Below are 22,544 nucleotides of genomic sequence, written 5' to 3'. Positions count from 1 at the left end.
TGCTGAGTGCTGAGTGCTGAGTGCTGAATGCTGAGTGCTGAGTGCTGAGTAAGGGTAAACTCACTCATTGCTACTTGTTTTACTCCTGATGAGGGTGCTAAAGCATTACCGCCACTTATGAGTCATGACTCATGACTCATGACTCATGACTCAGCACTGATTCCCGTTCCCTAACTCCTCACACCATCACCCCTATGCGTCGAACAAAAATTATCTGTACTGTAGGGCCTGCTACCTCTGCACCGGACAGACTGCAAGCGTTGGTAGAAGCCGGGATGAATGTGGCGCGGCTGAATTTTTCCCACGGGGCTTATGAATTCCATGCCCAAACTGCTCAGTATATTAGACAAATCAGTGCTGATAAACACAAGCCCATAGCTTTGTTGCAAGATTTGTGTGGGCCGAAAATTCGCTTGGGAACTTTACCGCCAGAAGGGTTAACAGTAGAAGCTGGTGATGAAGTTACCTTTGTCTTAAAAGAGAAGGGTGACAACATTCACGAATTACCCTTACCATTGCCGACTTTGTTTGCAATGGTACGACCGGGAGAACCGATTTTAATTAATGATGGTCGAGTGAAGATGATTGTATGCGATCGCGATGCCGACCATATTCATGCTCAAGTCAAAATCGGTGGGGTAATTTCTACCCGTAAGGGTGTAAACCTACCTTTAACTCGCTTACCTGTCAGTTCCATCACCGAAAAAGACTTACATGATTTGCGCTTTGGGATGGAATTAGGTGTTGATTGGGTAGCTGTTTCCTTTGTCCAGTCACCCTACGATTTAGAACCTGCCCAGCGCATGATTGAATCGGCGGGTTTGTCAATTCGGGTAATCGCCAAAATTGAACGTCCAGAGGCGGTTGAGCAAATTGATGCCATTATTGCCGCCGCCGATGGGATTATGATCGCCCGTGGTGATTTGGGGGTAGAAATGCCCATTCACAAAGTCCCCATGATTCAAAAAGACATTATTCGCCGTTGCAATCAAGCGGGTAAGCCAGTCATTACCGCCACCCAAATGCTAGAGTCAATGATTGGCGCACCCGATCCCACCCGTGCGGAAGCTACCGACGTGGCTAACTCTATCCTTGATGGTACAGATGCCGTCATGCTTTCCGGGGAAACGGCTGTGGGAGAGTATCCTGTGGCGGCTGTGCAGATGATGCACGATATTGCCATTGAAACGGAAAAGTCTTTGCAAGAGGGTAGTAGACACTGCTGGACAAATGATGCAGGTAGTCTCAGCGTCACTGAATCCGTAGCCGAAGCCGTCTGTCGTATCGCCTATGAAACCGGCGCACGGGCTATTTTGTGTAACACTTCATCAGGAAGTACAGCACAACTTGTGTCTAAATACCGCCCCCAGACACCGATTTTTGCTTTAACCCCCGATGAATCAGCCTATCACCAGTTGGCTTTATCTTGGGGTGTCGAACCCTTGCTGATCCCACCTGTTTATAATGCTGAAGAAATGTTCACGAATTTGGTTAGTACCATCCTCAGAACAGGTCTTGTACATGAAGGGGATAAAGTAGTAATCACCTCTGGAGTCCCAATTGGTAAATCAGGAACAACTAGCTTAATTAAAGTGCATTCTATTGGACAGCCCATCACAGCCTAACACCCCTAAAATGAAGCTGAGACTTCAGCTAATCGGCAATAGTTAAAAAAAATTGCCAAAATCAGAATTGTAAGGAATAAGAACGGGTGTGAAGAAGAGGGGAATTGTAAATCCTACATAAACAACAATCATGGAGTATTTTATGTCTAAAAATTTACTAGAACAATTGCGAACAATGACCGTTGTGGTGGCAGATACAGGTGATATCCAAGCCATTGAAAAGTTTACACCTCAAGATGCCACCACCAATCCCTCTCTGATTACGGCAGCAGCCAAAATGCCGGAATATCAAGATATTGTTGACCAAACCTTACTGCAAGCAAAAAAAGACGCAGGTGCAGGTGCTAGCCAAAGTCAAATCGTGACTTTGGCTTTTGATCGTTTGGCGGTTGCCTTTGGTCTGAAGATTCTGCAAATTATTCCCGGTCGTGTGTCTACAGAAGTAGATGCTCGTTTATCCTACGATACTGAAGCGACCCTCACTAAAGCACGGGAATTGATTGCTCAGTATAAAGCGGCTGGTATTACCCCAGAGCGCGTTTTAATAAAAATTGCTTCTACTTGGGAAGGGATCAAAGCGGCGGAAATTCTCGAAAAAGAAGGGATTCACTGTAACTTAACACTACTATTTGGTTTGCATCAGGCGATCGCTTGTGCTGAAGCTGGTATCACCTTGATTTCTCCCTTCGTCGGTCGTATTCTCGACTGGTACAAAAAAGAAACAGGTAAAGATAGCTACCCCTCGGCGGAAGACCCTGGTGTATTATCAGTCACTACAATCTACAACTACTACAAAAAATTTGGTTATAACACCGAAGTTATGGGCGCAAGCTTCCGTAACATTGGCGAAATCACTGAACTAGCCGGTTGTGACTTGTTAACCATTTCCCCAGCTTTGTTGGGTGAATTACAAGCCACCATCGGCGACCTACCCCGCAAACTTGACCCCGCCAAAGCTCCTACTTCCAGCATAGAAAAGATTGCTGTGGATAAAGCTACCTTCGAGAAGATGCACGCTACTGACAGGATGGCATACGACAAACTAGACGAAGGTATTAAAGGCTTTACCAAAGCACTGGAAGATTTAGAAAAACTATTGGCACAAAGACTAACTCATCTAGAAGGAGTAGTTGCCAGTCATTAATTTTTTAGGCGTTAGGAGTTAGTTGTTTAAGCTAACTCCTAACTAACGGCATTAGTAATCGTAACGCCGCCGGATTTGCCGCCGCCGGATATATACTGGTCGTAAATTCTGCCGCCGAATAAACCTCCGTCTGGCATTCTGTCTACGACGGATTTGCCGCCGGATTTGCTGCCGCCGAATAAACTGCCGTCGCGCATTCTGTCTCCGACGGATATACCGTCGCCGACCATCATCATCCCGTCTAACTAAGAGTAGCTCTCCATTTTCAGGTGCAACGAAGTTTGTCTCTGTGCCGAAACCTTGTGTATAAAGGTTATCCAAAGAAGTATCCTTCGCCTGAGCTATTGAAGATGGATAAATGAAGGCACACACCAATACAGCTATCGAAGATAGCTTTTTGAAACTTTTCATTTTATTTTTCCTTAGTAAAAAAACAATTCAGTAACACTTAGTCATAAAGGAACACTAATAAAGTGTGTATACTGAAACCTCTATCTTAAGATAGATATGGTTGATTTATTTGATTAAGATTTTTGATTTTTTGCTGTGCTGTATAAAAAATTTCAATTTTATGGTGTTTTATTTGACTGATTCTATAGGAGAAATATTTAATACAAATAACTATTAATCTTGATGGATAAAAATATATATATTAATGCTAAATATTGGACTATAAAAGGCTTTTGACCTATTTTCATATTAAGTTTGTCTAACTACAAAAGTATTGTAAAACTTATATTAATTTGCTTTTAAACTCTATTTAAGTCAATGAAATATTTTTTCAAATACAGTTTTATACGTCATAAATTTTACAGAGGATTTGATTGATTTATGCTTTTCAAATTATTACGAGATGTAAAGATTGACACTCCCCAATTTTCTAATTCAGGGAATGTCAAAACAATTCGCTTGTTCTCGTTTGTAATGGCCTCTCGTTCGCGTAGCGTCTCCCTTTGGGAGAAGAGAACGTAGAGAAGATCGCAATTTCAATTAATGAGGGCTGGAAACCCACAAACTATTCAGTTGACGTTCAAGGTATTTTAATTGCGAATTGCTTTAATATCGCCGCCAATGATATATGTATCGTCCATGACGATCGCGGACTCGCTGCCATCGTCCATGACGATAGTATTGTCCGTAATAACGTCTATGACGATTGCGTCGTCGATAATAATGCCGTCTATGCCGCGATCGCCGATAATAATGCCGTCTATACCGTCGGTGAGCCAGCAAAAGTTCTCCGCTTTCACCTCCCCCAACTACATTTGTCTCTGACTCCACACCCGGCTCAATTAGTTGAGTATTAAGACCTTTTTCCACCCAGTCACTAGTCCCTATATCCTTAGCTTCAGCCATAGCAGGCGGATAGATGAAGGCTAATAACAGGAATACGATTGAGGATAGCTTCTTGAAACGGTTCACGTCTTGGCTTCTCCCTGATTATCGGTAATAAGATTATTAAATACAGGAAATTTAGAAACTATATAGTTCACACTTCACTAACCTAAAATCCACAAAAGTAATGAAAGTACTAGTTTTGAATGCAGGCTCTAGCAGCCAAAAAAGTTGCCTGTATGAAATCCCTGATCATGCTATGCCAAATGAAGCACCCCAACCCCTATGGACAGGGAAAGTTAATTGGACTCAAGACCGGGGTGTGGCAGAAATTGAGGTGACAACCGCCACAGGCCAAAAGCTACATGAGTCTATCTATGGTGATTCCCGTCAGGCACACGTTGCGTATATGCTGTATACCCTCAGTCGCGGTGCTACCAAAGTAATTGGTGAATTATCAGAAATCGATGTGGTGGGACATCGGGTGGTACATGGTGGGCAAAGTTACCGTAATAGCGTAATTATTACAGAGGAAGTAAAACAGGCGATCGCGCGTCTATCAAACCTAGCACCAGCACATAACCCCGCCGCATTAGAAGGTATTGAAGCCATAGAAAAAAGCTTGGGAAATGTTCCCCAGGTGGCAGTATTTGATACCGGGTTTCATTCCACCCTACCCGATGCAACCGCTATCTATCCAGGCCCCTATGAGTGGGTAGAACAAGGTATCCGCCGCTATGGTTTTCACGGTATCAGTCACCAATACTGTTCTCATCGTGCAGCGCAAATCCTTGGTCAAGATTTAGCATCTCTGCGAATTATTAGCTGTCATCTCGGTAATGGTGCTTCTCTAGCCGCCGTAGAAAATGGTCGCAGTATTGATACCACAATGGGTTTCACACCTTTAGATGGGTTGATGATGGGTAGCCGTTGCGGTTCATTAGATCCGGGGATCATCATTTACCTCATGCGGCAACATAATTACTCCGCCGAAAGACTAGATTACGTATTAAATAAAGCTTCTGGACTCAGAGGTATTTCGGGGGTATCCAGCGATTTACCCCAAGTGATGGAAGCTATTACCCAAGGTAACTACCGCGCCCAATTAGCTTGGGATATCTTTGTGCATCGCTTAAAAGCTAATATTGGCTCAATGCTGGCGAGTCTCGGAGGTTTAGACGTATTGATATTCACCGCCGGTATCGGTGAAAAATCCGCCGGAATTCGTCAGGCTGCGGCTGAAGCCTTCGGGTTTTTAGGGTTAAAAATTGATCCCCAGAAAAATCAAAACAACCCTGTAGATGAAGATATATCCACCCCTGATTCTACAGTCAGAGTTTTAGTTATTCACACTCAAGAAGATTGGGCGATCGCTCAGGAATGTTGGCATTTATTAATTAATTCGTAATTATTTTGTAGAGACGCGATAAATCGCGTCTTTTTATTGCATCTTCACAGCACACGACGCAAAATTAGTTTCCAAACTTGCGGCCAAATAAAACTTAAAACTTGCTGAATTACTAGAGGTACAACAACTGATATAATTGAGAAGAGCATGATATCAATTGCTTGAATTTCTTGAGTTAAAAATATAGCGATCGCCGGAATTATACAACTTATTCCCCACGCCAACCTATTGAGATACTTATAATTAATACCAGCCAGTTTTTGGAGTTGTTTGAAAATTATATATCTGCTAGTGGCAACTAATAAAGCCAATCCTAACCAAGTCAAAATTAACCAGATTACACTATTGTTAGAATTAAATATATTTACTTTATTTATTTTACTAACTAAGAATCCAGAGGGAAATAAGGAAGCGAACTCCCAAACTAGCATATTTAACTTATTTCTTAAGGAACTTAGTAACTGATCTACCAACCAATAATGAGCAGAAATAACGTTTACTAAATTAGCATTATTTTGCAGAAAATCCTTTTTAACTTTCTGGATAACATCACCATAAAACAAGACAACACTTTGTAAAAGACAGTCTTTTTCTCGATAGTCTTCGGCAGTTAATTCCTTTGGGCTATAGTAAGAATTAAAAGTACATCCAATCTGGAAGCTTGTCTGATTTTGTAAATACTTACTCCTCAATATTTTCAAGATGTTCATGAGAAAAATCAAGTAAGACCTAGTGCTTTTATTTTTATCTTGTTCCACTCTCCTATCTGGAACAAAATTATGCTGAAAGCAAGTACAGTACCAAAGATGAATGAGTAACTTAGGCGGAATATTTACAGAAAGACCTGTTTTCTGAGCTTGCTGAATTTGCTCTACAATCTTCTGGTTTAGGTAGAAACTACATTGAGACTGTTCAACCTTAATTTCAACACTATTACCTTGAGGAATAGGCAATAAAAAAACCAAGGTAACATCAGCAAGACTCTTTGCGTATGTCTTATCGTTGACCATTCGTAGATATATTTGCCAGACTTTTTACTAAATTAATCATGAAATCTAATATTCCCCGCCATTGTTTTTCGCCAGCAACGACTCCTTCATTGTGAATTTGCAGAATTAAATTTTTTGAATCTTCTGATAAATCGAATAGGTCTTTGTGATATCTGGTGATAATATCACCATCTAACTGCATAACAGTTTGGGCATAAATTGTATCAATTTTGTTACTAGTAACATCACCGCCATCCAAAGCCGCTTTCAGTTCAATAATTTTACGCAGTGTCCGCACAAATTTTTCATTATTTAAAAGTGCTTGAATTTCGTCACAATTACTTTGCCATTCTTGTTCCCAGTTCCTCTGCTTTTCCTGATTAATATCATCTATTACTGGAGCAGGTGCAGGTAATATTGGTCTAGCTAATTCTACATATCTGGGATCAGATTCAACTATTTTTCCTCTCTTAAGTTCCTTTAAAAGATGTAGTCGTTGATGATATTTTCTGACTTTTTCATGTTGTAAATCATTCATTGTGTGATTTACATCTTCAATGAGAAGATAGAAATACTCTCTTTCTAATTCTGAAAATAAACTTTTATAGCGATCGTGTAATTCTTCAGGAATTCCTATAACATCAAAGTAATCTTTATCATGTATGGAATATATTTCTTGGTATGCTTCCCAAGCACTAAATTTAGTACCACTAATACTATTAACAATCATTGTATTGACTTCTAATGCGGTAATATCTTCAACTAATACCTGCACCGAAGATACAAATTTATTTAATAAACTTATAGACTTAGATTGAATTCCTTCTCTACCTTGAGTAGTATTTGATACTTTGATTTTATCTGCATTTTGATTTGCAAGACTATCTCTAGCTTGAGCTTGAGTCCTATTAACCACAGTTACTACCTCTTTAATCTTGGCAAAAACTTGTAATAATTTGGTGTTTTTACAATCACAAGCAAAGTAACCTACAAGTCTAGATATTCCACTGTAGGTATTTGGCTATATAATTCACTAATTTAACAACCCAAAAATTGTATTAATTAGTTATATTGTCCTGCGAGAATTTGCCATCTCCATCAGAATCTTATAGACTTTATGCACACTTTCTATATTCTTTTGCATGATTTCTCGGCTATCCTTGACTTGATCTAAATGAAAGCTGAGGAGTTCTGCATAAGGGCCACTACAAAGAAATTGACTACCAACCTCATTTTCAATATCGCCATCAATTAAATTTATCTTGGTATAAATTCTGTTACCTGGTTGAGCAGATGTTGTACTAGGTTCTAATTCTTCATTTAACTGAGTAGATGGTTCTACAACCCAAGTAGTAATTTCTAACTCGACAACTTCAGCTATTGCTGCCTTCATCGCATCAATAATGTTGTTACTACCCAGGTTACTAGAGTTTAGCTGCTTGATGATTGATTGAAAATTGCCACTTTCAGCCTTGATAAGTTGACCGTTTGTACCTGACGCTTCTTTTACAGTAATTTCCATGAGCTAATTAAAGATCAAAGGTTTCAATGTAGACGAGTACAATTCTAATAGATGTGGGAAATTTGACAAGCTTTACTTCATAAAATTAAGTAAAGATGACAAGGAATAGCTGTGTATAATCTAGAATTAAACAGTACAAGCAGTATAAAAAGTAATCATCAAGTGTGGATTTACGTTAACTATCGAAAAGACTTAGGGAACACCAAAAAATAAATTATCCGCAATTGTATGGTTGGGTAGGGTGCGTCAGTGCGATAGAACCTAACTATACTCAGAAATTATTCATACTGACGCACCCTACAGTTTAGATATTTTTTGATCTGGAAGTACCTTATTACGGGAATAATACTATACACAATGAGCAACTCTGCCGAAAAAGATAGAAAAACTATGTTGATATCGCGTCAAAGTGTCATAACACCTCTTGTAGTGAGTTTATGTATCTTAGGGATTGGCTTTATGCAATCGCCTAGGCTACAAAAATTATTAAATAGTCGGGAATATATTCCTTTAGATACTTTAGAAAAAGGACTACAGCAAGAAACATTAAGGCTAAATCTACTCAAGCAAACGCCCAGTTTTGGCTATGATAATTTAGTTGCAAACTGGGCTTATCTAAATTTTTTGCAATACTTTGGTGATGATGAAGTCCGTGAGAGAACTGGATACAGTCTAAGTCCAGAATATTTTGAAGTTATTTTAAAACGTGACCCCAAATTTTTAGCAGCTTATCTGAGTCTTTCTAGCAGTACATCTATCTATGCTGCCATGCCAGAACGCTCAATAGCAATAATAGAAGAAGGTTTAAAATCCTTATCTCCTCATGTTCCAGAGAAATCTTATTATATTTGGCGTTATAAAGGTATTGATGAGTTATTATTTTTAGGAAATTCTCAAGCTGCCCAGAAATCTTTTGAAACAGCAGCTAATTGGGCTAGTGAATATAAAGATGAAGAAAGTCAACTTGTAGTTTTCACTTCTCAGAAAACTGCCGAGTTTCTTAGCAGTAACCCTGATAGTAAATATGCCCAGATTGCTACTTGGTCAATGATATTAAGTAATCCAGTTGATGAACAAACTCGTAAAAGAGCAATTAGTGCTATTGAGAAATTAGGGGGAGCAGTAATCACCAACCCCGACGGTACTAATAGTATTAAATTGCCACCAAAAGATTAAATTTTAGTCATTAAACCTCTTACAAAAGTCTGAAAATCAAATGTGTCATTCTGAATGAAATGTACAATCTTTGAGATGTTTCGCTTCACTCAACATGACAGCTTCAGCATTTATGCAAGAAGTTTATTAGTCATTTTCTCTGTCCCCAGTCCCCAGCTTTTCAATGAGTGGATTTGCAATGAGTGGATTTTCGATTATTCAATCCAAAATCTAAAATCTAGAATCTAAAATTCCTAGTCCCCAGTCCCCTGTTTCCAAAATGTTCTGGTACAACGGTAGTTTAATTCAGTCCCACACTCTGGAATTAGATATTAATGACCCAGGGTTACTGTATGGTGCAACGGTTTTTACAACTTTACGAGTGTATGACAATTCGCTAGATAGTAGTTTAACTAACTGGCAGGCACATTGCGATCGCCTACTTTTCTCCCTACAAGCTTTTAGTTGGCAACAACCAGACTGGAAACTGGTACGCCAAGGTGCAGAAGCAATGTTAACGCACTTCCCCGTTCTCAGAATTACGATCTTCCCCGATGGTAGGGAATGGATAATTGGCAGAATATTACCAGAGGATTTGGCAGCAAAGCAAAAACACGGTGTCGCTTGTGCTGTTGCTAGTTCAGAATGCTCTCGTAGTCTTCCTTCTCATAAAACTGGTAACTACCTGGGTGCTTGGCTAGCTAAAACCACAGTCTCAGGAAATGCCCAAGAAGCCATTCTGGTAGATGGCACAGGAAATTGGCTAGAAACCAGCACAGGTAATCTTTGGGGGTGGGTTAATGGTAGCTGGTGGACACCACCATTAACTGCGGGTATATTACCTGGAATTAGCCGTCAGCAATTAATGAGTCGGCTACACAATCATCAACAGGTGGTGCGAGAAGAACCTTGGACACCTAAATTCGTCCAAAGCTTAGAAGCGATCGCCTACACTAATAGTGTGGTGGAAATTATCCCCATACATACCGTTAATCAGCCTACAGGGTCGCTACAATATAATCCCTACCATCCAAGCTTTCAAAAACTTAGGGGACTATTATTTAGCATGACAGAAGAATGATTTTGTTATACCTTAAGATAAGTTAACATAATTCTAATAATGCCCTACGCACACAAATACGGGAGGATCAACCTCAGTGAATAAAAGATGGAGAAATGCGGGGCTGTACGCGCTGCTATTTATTGTTGTAATTGCACTTGGCACAGCTTTTTTTGATAAACCGCGCGAAAGTCGGGAAACATGGCGATATAGCCAATTTATTCAAGAAGTTGAAAAAGGTAGAGTAGAAAAAGTCAGCTTAAGTGCAGACCGTTCTACCGCTTTGGTAACACCCAGATACGACCCCAGTAAAAAACTTGTTACTTTAGTCAACGACCCAGACCTTATAAATACTCTTACTACCAAAGGCGTTGATATATCCGTTTTACCTCAAAGCGAAGACGGATTCTGGCTCAAGGCACTAAGCAGCTTATTCCTCCCAGTATTACTGCTGGTGGGCTTATTCTTCTTACTCCGTCGCGCTCAAAATGGCCCTGGTAGCCAAGCCATGAACTTTGGTAAGTCCAAGGCGAGGGTGCAAATGGAGCCGCAAACTCAAGTTACCTTTAGCGATGTTGCCGGTATTGACCAAGCCAAATTAGAACTAAACGAAGTTGTAGACTTTTTGAAAAATGCCGATCGCTTTACCGCCGTCGGTGCAAAAATTCCTAAAGGTGTGCTACTAGTAGGCCCTCCCGGTACAGGTAAAACCCTCCTGGCGCGTGCGGTAGCCGGGGAAGCAGGTGTACCATTCTTCTCCATCTCCGGTTCTGAGTTTGTGGAAATGTTTGTTGGTGTGGGTGCATCCCGCGTCCGTGACTTATTTGAGCAAGCTAAAACCAATGCTCCCTGTATCGTCTTCATCGATGAAATTGACGCTGTAGGTCGTCAACGGGGTGCAGGTTTAGGTGGTGGTAACGATGAACGGGAACAAACCCTTAACCAGTTACTCACCGAAATGGATGGATTTGAAGGTAACACCGGCATTATTATTATTGCCGCTACCAACCGTCCTGACGTACTAGACGCAGCTTTATTACGTCCCGGTCGTTTTGACCGTCAAGTCGTCGTAGACCGTCCCGACTATGCTGGACGTAGCGAAATCCTCAAAGTTCATGCTCGTGGTAAGACCCTAGCGAAAGACGTAGACCTAGATAAAATTGCTCGCCGTACCCCTGGCTTTACCGGTGCAGATTTATCTAACCTGCTGAATGAAGCCGCAATTTTGGCAGCAAGACGCAACTTGACCGAAATTTCGATGGATGAAATCAATGATGCCATCGATCGCGTCTTAGCTGGACCAGAGAAGAAAGACCGGGTGATGAGCGAAAAACGCAAAACCCTGGTAGCTTATCATGAAGCCGGTCACGCTTTAGTTGGTGCTTTGATGCCCGACTATGACCCAGTACAAAAAATCAGCATCATTCCTCGTGGTCGTGCTGGTGGTTTAACTTGGTTCACCCCCAGCGAAGACCGCATGGATACCGGCTTGTACAGCCGCGCCTATCTAGAAAATCAGATGGCTGTGGCTTTAGGTGGTCGTTTAGCTGAAGAAATTATCTTTGGTGAAGAAGAAGTTACCACGGGTGCTTCCAACGACTTACAGCAAGTTGCTCGTGTAGCGCGTCAAATGATTACCCGATTTGGGATGAGCGATAAACTCGGCCCTGTCGCCCTCGGTCGTCAACAAGGTAATATGTTCCTCGGTCGCGATATCATGTCAGAGCGTGATTTCTCCGAAGAAACTGCGGCTGCTATTGACGAAGAAGTTCGTAAATTAGTAGACACAGCCTACGATCGCGCTAAAGACGTGTTAGTCAGTAATCGCCACATTTTAGATCAAATCGCGCAAATGCTGGTGGATAAAGAAACTGTAGATGCCGATGAATTGCAAGAAATTCTGGTAAATAACGATGTGAAAACCGCCGCGTTTGCCTAGTTTTGCAAGTTTGTAGTCAGCACTAAAGTAAGTGCTGAAAAACATAAAAAATGGGGTCTTTCTGGTGAGGAAGCCCCCATTTTTTAATGATAAAAGTTTTTCTGCTGATTGAAATATTGTAGAGTCGTTATTAGCGTTAGCCAGAACCCTTGTAGAGAAGGAGTATCGCTACGTCTCTACAGTATTTTGCAAAGATATCTAATAGAGTTGAGTGAAGTGTTGTTCCAACAGTGAGGCGATCGCTTCTGGACAGTTTTTCTTGTATTTCTTCTTACCTAGCATTAAAACACAGTTGGGCGCACTGCTACAGCGTTTTTGACAGTCTGTGTGTTCGATAGTTACCTTGTCGAGTAAACCGCGATCGCACAAAGTCTGTTCTAAATCTGATAATAAACCTTTACCACCGCGTTTCATGCAACCAGATTTTTGACACACCATAATCTTGGCTGATGGTTGCGGTGGTAAATCTTCATGGAGATGGGAGCGTAGCCCATCGCTAAGTGTTGTTACTTGATAAGCTTTGAGTTTAATTGTACCTTTATATCGATTTAATTTACCGACCCCATAAATATTAATTCGTTCACCTATTTCTAAAGATGAACTCAAAGCAGTCCGTAATTTTTTTGGTAGTTTAATTAACACATCTCCAGAGGGAATTGCTAAACTTAAGTATTTAATTTTTTTAGGTTTATTGCCAATAAAACCTAAGAAATCACCCTCAAGATTAAACTCTGATAACGTTAGAAACTTGTCACCCATGTTCAATAACCCAAAAAGTTTCGGTTAGAAAATACTTTGTGTCTTTGTGGCTCTGTGGTAAAAAAAATATTGAACCACTCCAGGCACAAAGACACAGAGATAAAAATGGTTTTTTACTTTTTACCTGCTGCTAAAAATTTTAGGAGATCCTTTTAGCTTCTAGGGTTTTAGGTAAATTGCTAGCATCTGGTATTTCTGGAAATTCTAATTCCCAACCGTTAGCTAGGGTCAGAATCTTGCCTTCAGCACCATCTGTTTGTTTAACTACTATTTCCTCTAGGTCTTTTTTAGGAACATAGACTGTTAAGTTACCGCCATTATCCATTCGTAACATCACTTTCATGGTTTTCCTCAGCAGATTCTATTTCTCTTTCCCGACAGCCAACAATGATTCCTTTATCCAAAAAATGTATTGCATAAATATAGGAACGCTGTAGAAAAGTTCCTATACTCGATACATAACCAATCTCTCCCTTTTTCGCTAAAATTTCCCCCAGTTCTCTCCCTGGAAATGTGCCATCATTCTTAATTTGTTTGCGAAGTCTGACTTTTTCTCCAAGTTCAAAAGCAGGTTCTAAATCCAACTCGTATTCATCGCGCTGCATGAGAATACCTCTGTTCTTTTACCAAGTTCAGCAGTTCTTCGGTAGTTAAACTGCGCTTTTTCTTGACTGATTGTTGGCGGACTGCATCTAAAACAGACTGGGTTTCTTCTGCATTGAGAAAAATTCCATTTTGCTCTAGTAAACTAGATACCAAGTGTCGTCCAGAATGTTTACCTAGTACCAAGCGACGTTCCCAACCGACTTCTTCCGGTGCAAAGGGTTCGTAGGTGTTGGGGTTTTGCATGACACCATGAGCATGGATTCCTGACTCGTGAGCAAAGGTATTTTCACCAACGATCGCTTTCCAAGGTGGTACGCTAGCACCAGAGGCAGCTGCTACCAGTTGTGATAATTCCAACAACCGGGCTGTTTTAATACCCATATCTACGCCATAGATGCGTTTGATGGCCATGACCACTTCTTCTAAAGCAGCATTACCAGCTCTCTCACCCAAGCCAATAACTGTAGTATTTACAGATGCAGCTCCAGCTTTAATTCCAGCTAAAGCGTTGGCTGTAGCCATACCAAAATCATTGTGAGTATGAATTTCTACGGGAATTGATAAAGCAGAAACCAGTTGCTTTATTTCCCCATAGGTGCTGAAAGGATCAAGAACGCCTACGGTATCGCAGAAGCGAAAGCGTGATGCACCCCACTCTTGGGCTGAAAGTGCGACATCCAAGAGGAAGCTTTCATCCGCTCTGGAGGAATCTTCGCCCCCTACTGCTACCCAAAGACCTTGATCAACTGCGAAGCTGATACAGTCTTTGAGTCTTTGCAGACTTATCCGCCATTGACCGTGGAATTTCGCGGCGATTTGAATACCCGAAACCGGGATAGCAATATGTATACGCTTCATTCCACAAGCAATAGAAGCTTTAATATCTGAGATGACAGCGCGATTCCAAGCCAGGAGATCAGCACTTAAACCTAAGTTAGAAATTGCCGAGATAGCACGCATTTCTTCCTCGCCCATTGCCGGTATCCCTACTTCTAATTCGGGAACACCAATGCTATCGAGAAATTTAGCGATCGCCACTTTTTCTTCTAAGGTAAAAGCAACACCTGCGGCTTGCTCGCCATCACGTAATGTAGTGTCATTAATGAGAATCTTGTTCATCTCAAACATCCCTCTTAGCAATTTTCTTAATATATTTTCTGTGGGGAAAAGCGCATTTTTTACAAGCCCTGGTATTGGTAAATGCTGAAAATAACTGGTGAAGAATGAACGGTAAATGCTCTAAGTTCCCACTCTTAATAATTCATCTTCATCATTTCTAAATATTACCTAAACAATAACAATATATCTGTATGACAGTAGACAGAAACTATGTATAGTTTAAGAATCTCTTTGCAAGTTTTACACAATTTTTAAATATCAAATTATCCGAATATAGATATTTAAAAATATCCGCAAATACTGAAGGATAGCGGATATTTACAAGATTTCTTTCTGCATTGTCGTGAAAATTTAATATTTCTTAAATACTATTTCACAAACTAATAGATACATTAATAGCCTGATAAAAAATATAATTATTTTTCAGTAAATCACTAAAATAATCAGCTTTTGTTGACAATATAAAATAAATTTATCAAATACTCTTAGATATATAACCAATCTAAAATTTTTTCCAATTGTTCTAAATTAACTAAGCCATATTGCCAAAGTAACATCGGTAAAGGTGCAGGATCAAACTCGCGGTGTTTTAAAGCTATAGCAATATCTTTATGGGAAAGCTCAAGTTCATTATGTAAAAAATGTAGCAATTCTATATCTTTGTTGTGAGTAGTCACGTCGCTTTACTCCGAAGTCAAAAGTCAAAAAAAAGAATGCTTATTTTGTCAGCTTTTTGTTGCGCTGTACCAGTTGCTACTCAATATGAGTTTACACTTCGCCAAACTAACAGCACCCTGATCCGAATTACGAATTAATAACTCCAACAACGCTCTAGCCAGTCAAGCAGTTCTTGACGAGGAGCTAGAAATTGCATAACTGTACTGCGAACTAAAATTGCTGTCAAGTAACTGTTCACTTGTACCCGCAACGAGCCATCAGGGGGACAGGAACAGGGAATCATCAACTCTTGCAAACGGTGATAAATTTGCCAGCGATCGCACAACGGTATCTGCAATACATGATCACCTAACATATCAGAACCCAACATCATGACTTATCCTTACTCACAAGTTTTTCTGCTTGGGGTTGACTGGTGAGAGTTTGCAGTTTTTGTTCCAGTTGCTCAATCCGAGCCAGCAGCGATCGCATCACATTCGCTTCCACATCAGGTAATTTCCCATGATCTAGAGGACATGAGTTATTTTTTTCCTTGCGGGAAATAATCCGTCCGGGAATCCCCACGACTGTAGAATCTTGGGGGACATCACGCAAGACAACCGAGCCAGCACCAATTCTGACGCGATCGCCAATTTGAATATTACCTAAAACCTTCGCGCCAGTACCCACCACAACATTTTTCCCCACAGTCGGATGGCGTTTACCAGTTTCCTTCCCAGTACCGCCCAGAGTCACACCTTGATAAATTAGGCTATAGTCTCCCACAATCGCCGTTTCACCAATCACAACCCCCATCCCGTGGTCGATAAACACACCTTTACCAATCTCTGCACCTGGATGAATTTCGATTCCCGTCAGAAACCGAGCCACATGAGAAATCAACCGGGGGAAAAACACCACACCCCGCAGGTGTAACCAATGGGAAAGACGATGTAAACAGATAGCGTGCAAACCGGGGTAGCAAAAAACCACCTCCAGCCAATTACGCGCGGCGGGGTCACGTTCAAAAATAATAAGAAAATCACTCAATAATGGCTCTAAGAAACTGCCAGAGAGAAGACTTTTCAGCCAGGATGTATGAGTTGAATCAGGTGGATTATCGATATCATCTAAAGACTGTTGCATCGGTACTGTCTGGGTAAAAGAGCCGTGTGCTTTTATGCTTATAGCAGGCCACTCCCAACAGGACAGTACAACCCATCTTGATTGGATTTATTGGATTAATTAAGCTTGTACTCAACCCCCCCAACCCGCAACTTCCATCAGCTTCAAATTTCTCTTGGGTTAGAGGGACTAGTGTTTTAGATATGGGGTACTAGTATTTTTAAGTGAGGGGTTCAGAATTTTTGTACTCGCTACAAAAAACTTAATATGTAAGACTCTGATACGATTTTAGCCAGATATTTTGCGATATATTAAGCTGTACTCAAATTCCCTGGAATATCAAGTAGATAAGACTACAACCCAAATTTCTGTATTCCCAGTTACTATATCTATCTTATGATTTTGGTACTTCAACAACCAAATTCTTCACCTTATTTTAGTCTTTCAACCAGAAACTCAAAAATATCTGTATCTGGTAAGAGGCTTTTAGTCAAACTGTAATGCAAACATCATAAATTATGGCTGCTACCAAACCCTAGCCATTCACAAGTGCATCGATGAATAAGACAAAAAACAACACACTCGGTTCTGGGATGACTGATGAAGATTGTTTTAGCTTGGGAAAATCTGATGCTTGGGCGGGAAAACCCAAAACGCCCCCAGAGCAAGATGCTCAAGCTGCTAGTATGTACGATCTAGGTTACAGCGAGGGGGAAATTACACATCCGCCAACTGAAACTCCAAAAGCGGATCAGTTGCATTAGATTTTGTAGGTTGGGTCGAAATATGAAACCCAATTTCTCAATCAATGTTGGGTTTGCCTACAGCACGCTACGCGATCGCAAAGCCTCAACCCAACCTATATCTAACGCACTATTTTAGCCTAGACAGTCCAGTATGGTGTATTAGCGCAGCGTAACGCAACGCCTGTATCAAATTAAGTTACATCTTGACTAATGAACGGAGCAGAAATACTCGTCAACGAGTATCAAAGATAGATGAACGGAGCAAAAATACTCGTCGATGAGTATCAAAGATAGATGAACGGAGCAAAAATACTCGTCAACGAGTATCTGAGATAGATAAACGGAGCAAAAATACTCGTCGATGAGTATCAAAGATAAATGAACGGAGCAAAAATACTCGTCGATGAGTATCAAAGATAGATAAACAGAGCAAAAATACTCGTCAACGAGTATCTGAGATAGATGAACGGAGTAAAAATACTCGTCAACGAGAATTAATTGATCAAGAACCCGATGAAACTTTAGTAGATTTACTTCTAATAGCCTTAAAACGCTCCCCTAACTGTTCAGCGACAGTTTTTAAACCCGGAGTCTTTTTCGCCGCAGTCTTCACATAATCATAAACAGTCAAACTGCTAGTCATAGCTTCACTACTGACTGCCATTAACGTATCATCCACCTGTTCAGCAAGTTGGTGCATAGAGGTTAAAACCTCAGCGAGTGTAGTAGCTAATTGATAATCCCGCACCAGTTCATCAACATCAAAACTAGCTGGCAAAATTTCTGGGTTAGACTTAGCCGCCGAAACACTATTGTTCACAAAAGCGAGACTTTTATCACCCATTTTTACCAACTTGCGCCGTTCTTCAGGACTGAGAGTAATCAAAAAAGGTAACTTGCGTTGAATTGTCTGTAGTGCTGCTTTAATTTCTTGAATATCTGCTGCCGACAAGGAGGCTGTAATATTTTGATAGGGCATCGTACAATTACCAGTGTAATTCTATGGTTTAAGTGGCAATAGCTGCTAAGTATAAGATGCCCATTGATAAGAGCAAATTAACACATTGAGCCTACTTATTTATCTGCTTTAGTGCCGATGGCGATGGATACTGATCAGATACGATGAAAGCTTGTCGTTCAATCACCCGATCATCAGCATTAAAATCTAGAATAAGTGCAGTTAATTTGCCAATATCCGTTAGTGATTAAATCACACCCTCATCTAATCGAAAATGCTCCCCCCAAAAGTCTCGACGAGGGTTAAAAAACCTCACAAGTTCACCAGTCAGCCAATTAATTGAACCCAAATCTGACCCTTTTTGCAGCTTACAGAAAATACAGGCATAACAGAGATTATCAATAGATAGAAAACATTATATTCATGCTACTTGAAATGAATTTCCTAATGTTCTCGGCTCTGGCAAAGATTCACCATTTTCTAAAGCTGTCTCAATCAGCATTTCTAAAACTTCCTGAGCATTTCTTAAAGCTTCCTCATACGTATCTCCATGAGTACAAGGCTGCATTACATTGGTAAACTCAGGTAACAAAACCACATAACAATGGTCTTCCTCAGACCATTGAATAATAACTGTGTATTTCATTCTTCTGTCTCCTCCTCTGCTGCTATTTTCTGTAATTCTGCAAGTGCTTGATTAACTTGTTTTTCTAAATAAGGTTTAGCATCACTCCCATCTTTGCCAGCGATGATAATAGCTTGAGATAATAGCGGATGTATCCATTTACTATGACTACCCTTTGCAGGTTTATCAGTAAACCCTGCTTGCAGCAATAAGCTTTTGAGTTCTCTAATTTTCTTGGGCATAAACTCAGCTTACATTGCGATAGGTGTTTGATAACATTTGGCAGACACGCACACAGACTTGTGCTTGTTCGTTTGTGGGATTAATTATCTGTTTCTCAATTGTGGCACAAATAATCATAAGTCCTACCAGCAACAGCCAAACCCAAGAAAGCTTCAGAAATTTTGCGGTATCTACCCAAAGTAATTTGTATTTAAGCGATAATAAATACACTTTGTCCATATAAGCACAGTTATGACCTGCTGCCTAAATCCAGCTTGCGATAATCCACCCCATACCGATGGTGTAAAGTTCTGCTCTAGCTGCGGCGTTCCCTTAATCGTGTTGAGAAACCGCTATCGCCCAATCAAAACATTAGGTGGCGGGGGATTTGGTAAGACTTATTTGGCAGAAGATGTAGACAAATTAAATGAGCATTGTGTCATCAAGCAATTTGCACCGCAAGTACAGGGAACAGGCGCACTCAATAAAGCCACAGAACTATTTGAGCAAGAAGCCAAGCGACTGCAACAGTTAGGCAAACATCCGCAAATTCCCACACTGTTGGCGTATTTTAATGAAGATAATCGCCTGTATTTAGTACAGGAATTTATCGACGGGCAGAATTTATTAAAAGAATTACAAAATCAGGGAAGTTTCACCGAGCAGAAAGTCAGGGAATTATTGCTCGATTTATTAGATATTCTCAAAACTGTTCATCAACAGAAAGTAATTCACCGCGATATCAAGCCAGAAAATATCATTCGTCACAGTGATGGGAAGTTGGTACTGATTGACTTTGGTGCATCCAAGCAACTGACAGCAACAGTCATGACGCAAGTAGGAACAACCATTGGTTCTTTTGGTTATGCACCACTGGAACAAATGCAGGGAGGTGAAGCGTACCCAGCCAGTGATTTATATAGTGTCGGTGCAACTTGCTTTCACCTGTTGACTGGGATTCATCCTTGGGAGTTGTGGAAGCGTCAAGGTTATGGTTGGGTTGGGAGTTGGCGAGAACATTTGCAGCAACCAGTCAGTCAAGAATTGGGGCAAATGCTGGATAAATTTTTGCAAGAAGAGTACCAGCAGCGTTATCAATCAGCCGAGGCAGTTTTACATGATTTAAATTCATCGCCACCACTACCAGCAACAAATCCTAATCCATCCCAACATAATGTCTCTAGCAGCCCAAAAAAGTCTATTTATAAATATTTTATTGTTCTGCCATTAATGGTATTGGTAGGTTTTGGCATAGTCTATTTGCAAGGACTGATGCAAAATGCTGGAATTGACAAATTTGTAAGTTCAGAACCAAAAAAATCTGCAACTAACAATCCTATAGATGCAACTCCGAAAGATGCTGCGGCTTACAAACTCGAAGGCTTAAAAAAGTATAATCAAAAAGACTTTCGTGGGGCAATAGAAGCTTATACTCAAGTAATAAAAATTGATCCTAATGATGTGGAAGCTTATCGTAGACGAGGTTTTGCCCGCAGAGATTCGGGAGATGAGCAAGGAGCGATCGCTGATTTTAATCAAGCTATCCAACCAGCTTTAAAACAAATTGATGAACAGGCACAAAAAGCTGAAGCTCAACTAGAACAACAACTATTACAACTTCAATCTCAACTCAATAGCGAACAAGGGAAAGCACAACTAGAACAACTGCGAAACCAAGCTAAAGCTCAGTTTACTGAATTACTCAAAGACGAGCAGAAATATAAACAAGCACTTGAAAATCCTCAAATAACTCCAGCACAAAAAGAATTACTCAAAAAGTTTAAGGCTAATCCCCAAGAACTGGATAAATTTATTACTCAACAAACAGATACTCAAGGATTGGCAAATCAAAGACTGACTCAAATTCGTCAACGCAAAGAAGAAGCTGAAAAAAAATTAAGAGATAAAGTCTTGAGATGGCAGTTAGGAGAAAATGGTGATTAGCAAAAGATTGCTGAAAACCCAGCAATCACAAAATTTGCAACTCCCACAAAAACAGTTACTAGAATTAATAGAGACAATCTTAGTTTATAAATTTCCGCAAATGAGTCGCCAGGAGATAGAAGCAATGTTTGGATTAAGTGAATTGAAGCAGACGCGGGTTTATCAAGAAGCTAGAGAAGAAGGTAAACTAGAAGGAAAATTAGAAGGTAAGCAAGAAGGTAAGCAAGAAGGTAAACAAGAAGCTATACCTAAGCTTTTAGCACTGGGTTTAACCGTAGAACAAATAGCACAGGCGTTAGACTTAGATGTTGCACAAGTCCAGCAAGTAGCAGAGCAAAAAACCCTAAATCAGTAGAGTAAAGCATCAGCAACAAAACTTCTCTTCCCTCTCTAATACTTTTGCACAACTATTCAAATCTGTGCTGAAGAGAATTATATTTTAGAGGATGCTTGAAAAGGGTCTTTGTATGTCATATTGTAGCTTGCTTCTCCGTAGGAGTACGCAGTCCTGAGCAAAGCGTTCGCGCCAGCGTTCCCGTAGGGTAGGAACTGGAGTGGAATATCTCAGTATATGGCTTAAATCAAGGAAAATCTGGATTATTCCCTGCGGTCAGAATGACAAAATTATATCCTTTTGGATGTTTCAAACACGCTCTTAGAGACTCCCGCATGATGTAGCGATCGCCATATCCCATTTGCAGAGGAATAGCATAAGCTTTCTCTGCGATACTAACATTATTAGTGAATTAGCTTAATATTAAGCCTGAAAGTGTGAAAACCGACAGCATATTTTATCGCCTATTTCAAGAATTCCCCAGCATTTTCTTTGAACTAATTGGCAACCCTCCCGAAACCGCCAACATCTATCAATTTGCTTCCGTTGAAATTAAACAAACAGCTTTCAGAATTGATGGTGTATTTCTTCCCACCCAAGATGAAGCCAACCCGATTTATTTTGCCGAAGTCCAATTTCAACCTGACTCAGACATTTACTTGCGCCTTGTTTCAGAAATATTTTTATATCTACGCCAAAATAAACGTCAACATACTTGGCGAGGCGTGGTCATCTATCCTAGCCGAATGTAGATACTGGTGAGCGACAAGATTGTGATGAGTTTTTTATTAGCGATCGCATCAGTATAATTTACTTAGACGAGCTAGGCGAAGCTGCATCACTACCAATAGGTATTGCTACCATCAAATTAGTCATTGAAAATGCAGATACAGCCATTACCACCGCCAGGGAATTAATCAACCGTACCCAGCAAGCAGAAAACTCGCAATTTCCACAAAAACAATTACTAGAATTAATAGAGACAATCTTGGTTTATAAATTTCCTCAAATGAGTCGAAAGGAGATAGAGGCGATGTTTGGATTAAGTGAATTGAAGCAGACGCGGGTTTATCAAGAAGGTAAACAAGAAGGTGAACAAGAAGGACGTTTGGAAGCAAAATTAGAAGCTGTACCTAAACTTTTAGCACTGGGTTTAACTGTGGAACAGATAGCACAGGCTTTAGATTTGGATATTGCACAAGTCCAGCAAGCACTTCCAAATGAGTAAGTATATTAACTCTCAGATACCCGAATTTTCTCAAAATTCGGGTA

Annotated in this window: 24 protein-coding genes and 2 pseudogenes; 10 read left to right on the top strand and 16 right to left on the bottom strand. The window is 40.4% G+C overall.

All coding sequences use genetic code 11. From position 1 onward, the window contains the following. Positions 1-194: 194 nt before the first annotated feature. Both pyk and VB693_RS04530 read left to right on the top strand, forming a co-directional pair. A complete protein-coding gene (gene pyk / locus VB693_RS04535) occupies positions 195-1,625 on the top strand; it encodes a pyruvate kinase (protein ID WP_323265223.1) in 1,431 nt (476 codons plus the stop codon). A 142-nt stretch (positions 1,626-1,767) separates the two neighbouring features. Further along, entirely contained in the window at positions 1,768-2,769 is a 1,002-nt protein-coding gene (locus VB693_RS04530) for a transaldolase (RefSeq protein ID WP_323265222.1), read from the top strand. A 51-nt stretch (positions 2,770-2,820) separates the two neighbouring features. On the opposite strand, the gene VB693_RS04525 is transcribed toward VB693_RS04530, so the two are convergent. Next, positions 2,821-3,180, bottom strand: a complete 360-nt coding sequence (locus VB693_RS04525) for a hypothetical protein (RefSeq protein ID WP_323265221.1) — start codon at positions 3,178-3,180, stop codon at positions 2,821-2,823. 645 nt (positions 3,181-3,825) lie between these two features. Next, positions 3,826-4,191, bottom strand: a complete 366-nt coding sequence (locus VB693_RS04520; protein ID WP_323265220.1) for a hypothetical protein — start codon at positions 4,189-4,191, stop codon at positions 3,826-3,828. Between the two features lie 100 nt (positions 4,192-4,291). Here VB693_RS04520 and VB693_RS04515 point away from each other — a divergent pair, with 100 nt between their 5' ends. Beyond that, the gene (locus VB693_RS04515) at positions 4,292-5,512 is read left to right on the top strand and encodes an acetate kinase (RefSeq protein ID WP_323265219.1); all 1,221 of its coding nucleotides are present in this window, start codon (positions 4,292-4,294) and stop codon (positions 5,510-5,512) included. Between the two features lie 44 nt (positions 5,513-5,556). Here the strand turns inward: VB693_RS04515 and VB693_RS04510 are convergent, their stop codons facing one another. The 3 genes from VB693_RS04510 to VB693_RS04500 form a co-directional block, all read right to left on the bottom strand. Continuing rightward, a complete protein-coding gene (locus VB693_RS04510) occupies positions 5,557-6,522 on the bottom strand; it encodes a hypothetical protein (protein WP_323265218.1) in 966 nt (321 codons plus the stop codon). Beyond that, complete coding sequence (locus VB693_RS04505) at positions 6,509-7,417, bottom strand: hypothetical protein (RefSeq protein WP_323265217.1); 909 nt, start codon at positions 7,415-7,417, stop codon at positions 6,509-6,511. Before VB693_RS04505 ends, VB693_RS04510 begins: the two co-directional genes overlap by 14 nt. 150 nt (positions 7,418-7,567) lie before the next feature. Then, entirely contained in the window at positions 7,568-8,023 is a 456-nt protein-coding gene (locus VB693_RS04500) for a hypothetical protein (RefSeq protein WP_323265216.1), read from the bottom strand. A 390-nt stretch (positions 8,024-8,413) separates the two neighbouring features. Here VB693_RS04500 and VB693_RS04495 point away from each other — a divergent pair, with 390 nt between their 5' ends. The 3 genes from VB693_RS04495 (at position 8,414) to ftsH3 (ending at position 12,177) form a co-directional block, all read left to right on the top strand. Further along, the gene (locus VB693_RS04495) at positions 8,414-9,199 is read left to right on the top strand and encodes a hypothetical protein (protein WP_323265258.1); all 786 of its coding nucleotides are present in this window, start codon (positions 8,414-8,416) and stop codon (positions 9,197-9,199) included. Between the two features lie 259 nt (positions 9,200-9,458). After that, a complete protein-coding gene (locus VB693_RS04490) occupies positions 9,459-10,259 on the top strand; it encodes an aminotransferase class IV (RefSeq protein ID WP_323265215.1) in 801 nt (266 codons plus the stop codon). Positions 10,260-10,335: 76 nt separating this feature from the next. Further along, positions 10,336-12,177 carry an ATP-dependent zinc metalloprotease FtsH3 gene (ftsH3, locus tag VB693_RS04485; RefSeq protein WP_323265214.1) on the top strand — a complete coding sequence of 614 codons (1,842 nt, stop codon included), beginning with the start codon at positions 10,336-10,338 and terminating at the stop codon, positions 12,175-12,177. Between the two features lie 198 nt (positions 12,178-12,375). Here the strand turns inward: ftsH3 and VB693_RS04480 are convergent, their stop codons facing one another. From VB693_RS04480 to cysE, 7 genes are all read right to left on the bottom strand, one after another. After that, complete coding sequence (locus VB693_RS04480) at positions 12,376-12,936, bottom strand: (2Fe-2S) ferredoxin domain-containing protein (protein ID WP_323265213.1); 561 nt, start codon at positions 12,934-12,936, stop codon at positions 12,376-12,378. Positions 12,937-13,075: 139 nt separating this feature from the next. Then, positions 13,076-13,279: a putative nitrogen fixation protein NifT gene (gene nifT / locus VB693_RS04475; protein ID WP_323265212.1), complete on the bottom strand. Its 204-nt coding sequence runs from the start codon at positions 13,277-13,279 to the stop codon at positions 13,076-13,078. Further along, on the bottom strand, positions 13,254-13,541 hold the full coding sequence (locus VB693_RS04470; protein ID WP_323265211.1) for a nitrogen fixation protein NifZ: 288 nt from the start codon (positions 13,539-13,541) through the stop codon (positions 13,254-13,256). Before VB693_RS04470 ends, nifT begins: the two co-directional genes overlap by 26 nt. After that, positions 13,528-14,661, bottom strand: a complete 1,134-nt coding sequence (nifV, locus tag VB693_RS04465) for a homocitrate synthase (RefSeq protein WP_323265210.1) — start codon at positions 14,659-14,661, stop codon at positions 13,528-13,530. The genes VB693_RS04470 and nifV overlap by 14 nt, the downstream gene beginning before the upstream one ends. A gap of 485 nt (positions 14,662-15,146) precedes the next feature. Next, entirely contained in the window at positions 15,147-15,338 is a 192-nt protein-coding gene (locus tag VB693_RS04460) for a DUF2949 domain-containing protein (protein WP_323265209.1), read from the bottom strand. 134 nt (positions 15,339-15,472) lie between these two features. Further along, complete coding sequence (locus tag VB693_RS04455; RefSeq protein WP_416233366.1) at positions 15,473-15,712, bottom strand: Asr1405/Asl0597 family protein; 240 nt, start codon at positions 15,710-15,712, stop codon at positions 15,473-15,475. Then, complete coding sequence (gene cysE, locus VB693_RS04450; protein WP_323265208.1) at positions 15,709-16,464, bottom strand: serine O-acetyltransferase; 756 nt, start codon at positions 16,462-16,464, stop codon at positions 15,709-15,711. The genes VB693_RS04455 and cysE overlap by 4 nt, the downstream gene beginning before the upstream one ends. 536 nt (positions 16,465-17,000) lie before the next feature. Between cysE and VB693_RS04445 the strand changes: the two genes are divergently transcribed. Further along, complete coding sequence (locus VB693_RS04445) at positions 17,001-17,207, top strand: hypothetical protein (protein ID WP_323265207.1); 207 nt, start codon at positions 17,001-17,003, stop codon at positions 17,205-17,207. 484 nt (positions 17,208-17,691) lie between these two features. Here VB693_RS04445 and VB693_RS04440 read toward each other — a convergent pair whose 3' ends face one another. The 4 genes from VB693_RS04440 to VB693_RS28980 all read right to left on the bottom strand — a co-directional run bounded on the left by VB693_RS04440 (position 17,692) and on the right by VB693_RS28980 (position 19,132). Then, positions 17,692-18,168 (bottom strand): hypothetical protein, encoded by a 477-nt coding sequence (locus VB693_RS04440; RefSeq protein ID WP_323265206.1) that lies wholly within the window; start codon positions 18,166-18,168, stop codon positions 17,692-17,694. A 400-nt stretch (positions 18,169-18,568) separates the two neighbouring features. Beyond that, positions 18,569-18,793, bottom strand: a complete 225-nt coding sequence (locus tag VB693_RS04435; protein ID WP_190698796.1) for a type II toxin-antitoxin system HicB family antitoxin — start codon at positions 18,791-18,793, stop codon at positions 18,569-18,571. Then, positions 18,790-19,014 (bottom strand): type II toxin-antitoxin system HicA family toxin, encoded by a 225-nt coding sequence (locus VB693_RS04430; RefSeq protein ID WP_190698793.1) that lies wholly within the window; start codon positions 19,012-19,014, stop codon positions 18,790-18,792. The genes VB693_RS04435 and VB693_RS04430 overlap by 4 nt, the downstream gene beginning before the upstream one ends. A 4-nt stretch (positions 19,015-19,018) precedes the next feature. Continuing rightward, positions 19,019-19,132, bottom strand: a complete 114-nt coding sequence (locus VB693_RS28980) for a DUF6888 family protein (RefSeq protein WP_414575827.1) — start codon at positions 19,130-19,132, stop codon at positions 19,019-19,021. Positions 19,133-19,246: 114 nt separating this feature from the next. Here VB693_RS28980 and VB693_RS04425 point away from each other — a divergent pair, with 114 nt between their 5' ends. The 3 genes and pseudogenes from VB693_RS04425 (at position 19,247) to VB693_RS04415 (ending at position 22,500) form a co-directional block, all read left to right on the top strand. Then, positions 19,247-20,938 carry an HpsJ family protein gene (locus VB693_RS04425; protein ID WP_323265205.1) on the top strand — a complete coding sequence of 564 codons (1,692 nt, stop codon included), beginning with the start codon at positions 19,247-19,249 and terminating at the stop codon, positions 20,936-20,938. Continuing rightward, positions 20,928-21,293: pseudogene (locus tag VB693_RS04420) on the top strand (Rpn family recombination-promoting nuclease/putative transposase); the annotation flags it as partial. The gene VB693_RS04425 and the pseudogene VB693_RS04420, both read left to right, overlap by 11 nt. Before the next feature lie 416 nt (positions 21,294-21,709). Further along, a pseudogene (locus tag VB693_RS04415) lies at positions 21,710-22,500 on the top strand (Rpn family recombination-promoting nuclease/putative transposase). The last annotated feature ends 44 nt before the right edge of the window (positions 22,501-22,544 follow it).

Origin of the sequence: Anabaena sp. UHCC 0399, from assembly GCF_034931465.1 — a bacterium.
Classification (GTDB): Bacteria; Cyanobacteriota; Cyanobacteriia; order Cyanobacteriales; family Nostocaceae; genus Trichormus; species Trichormus minutissimus.
This window is presented reverse-complemented; position numbering and strand designations above follow the sequence as displayed.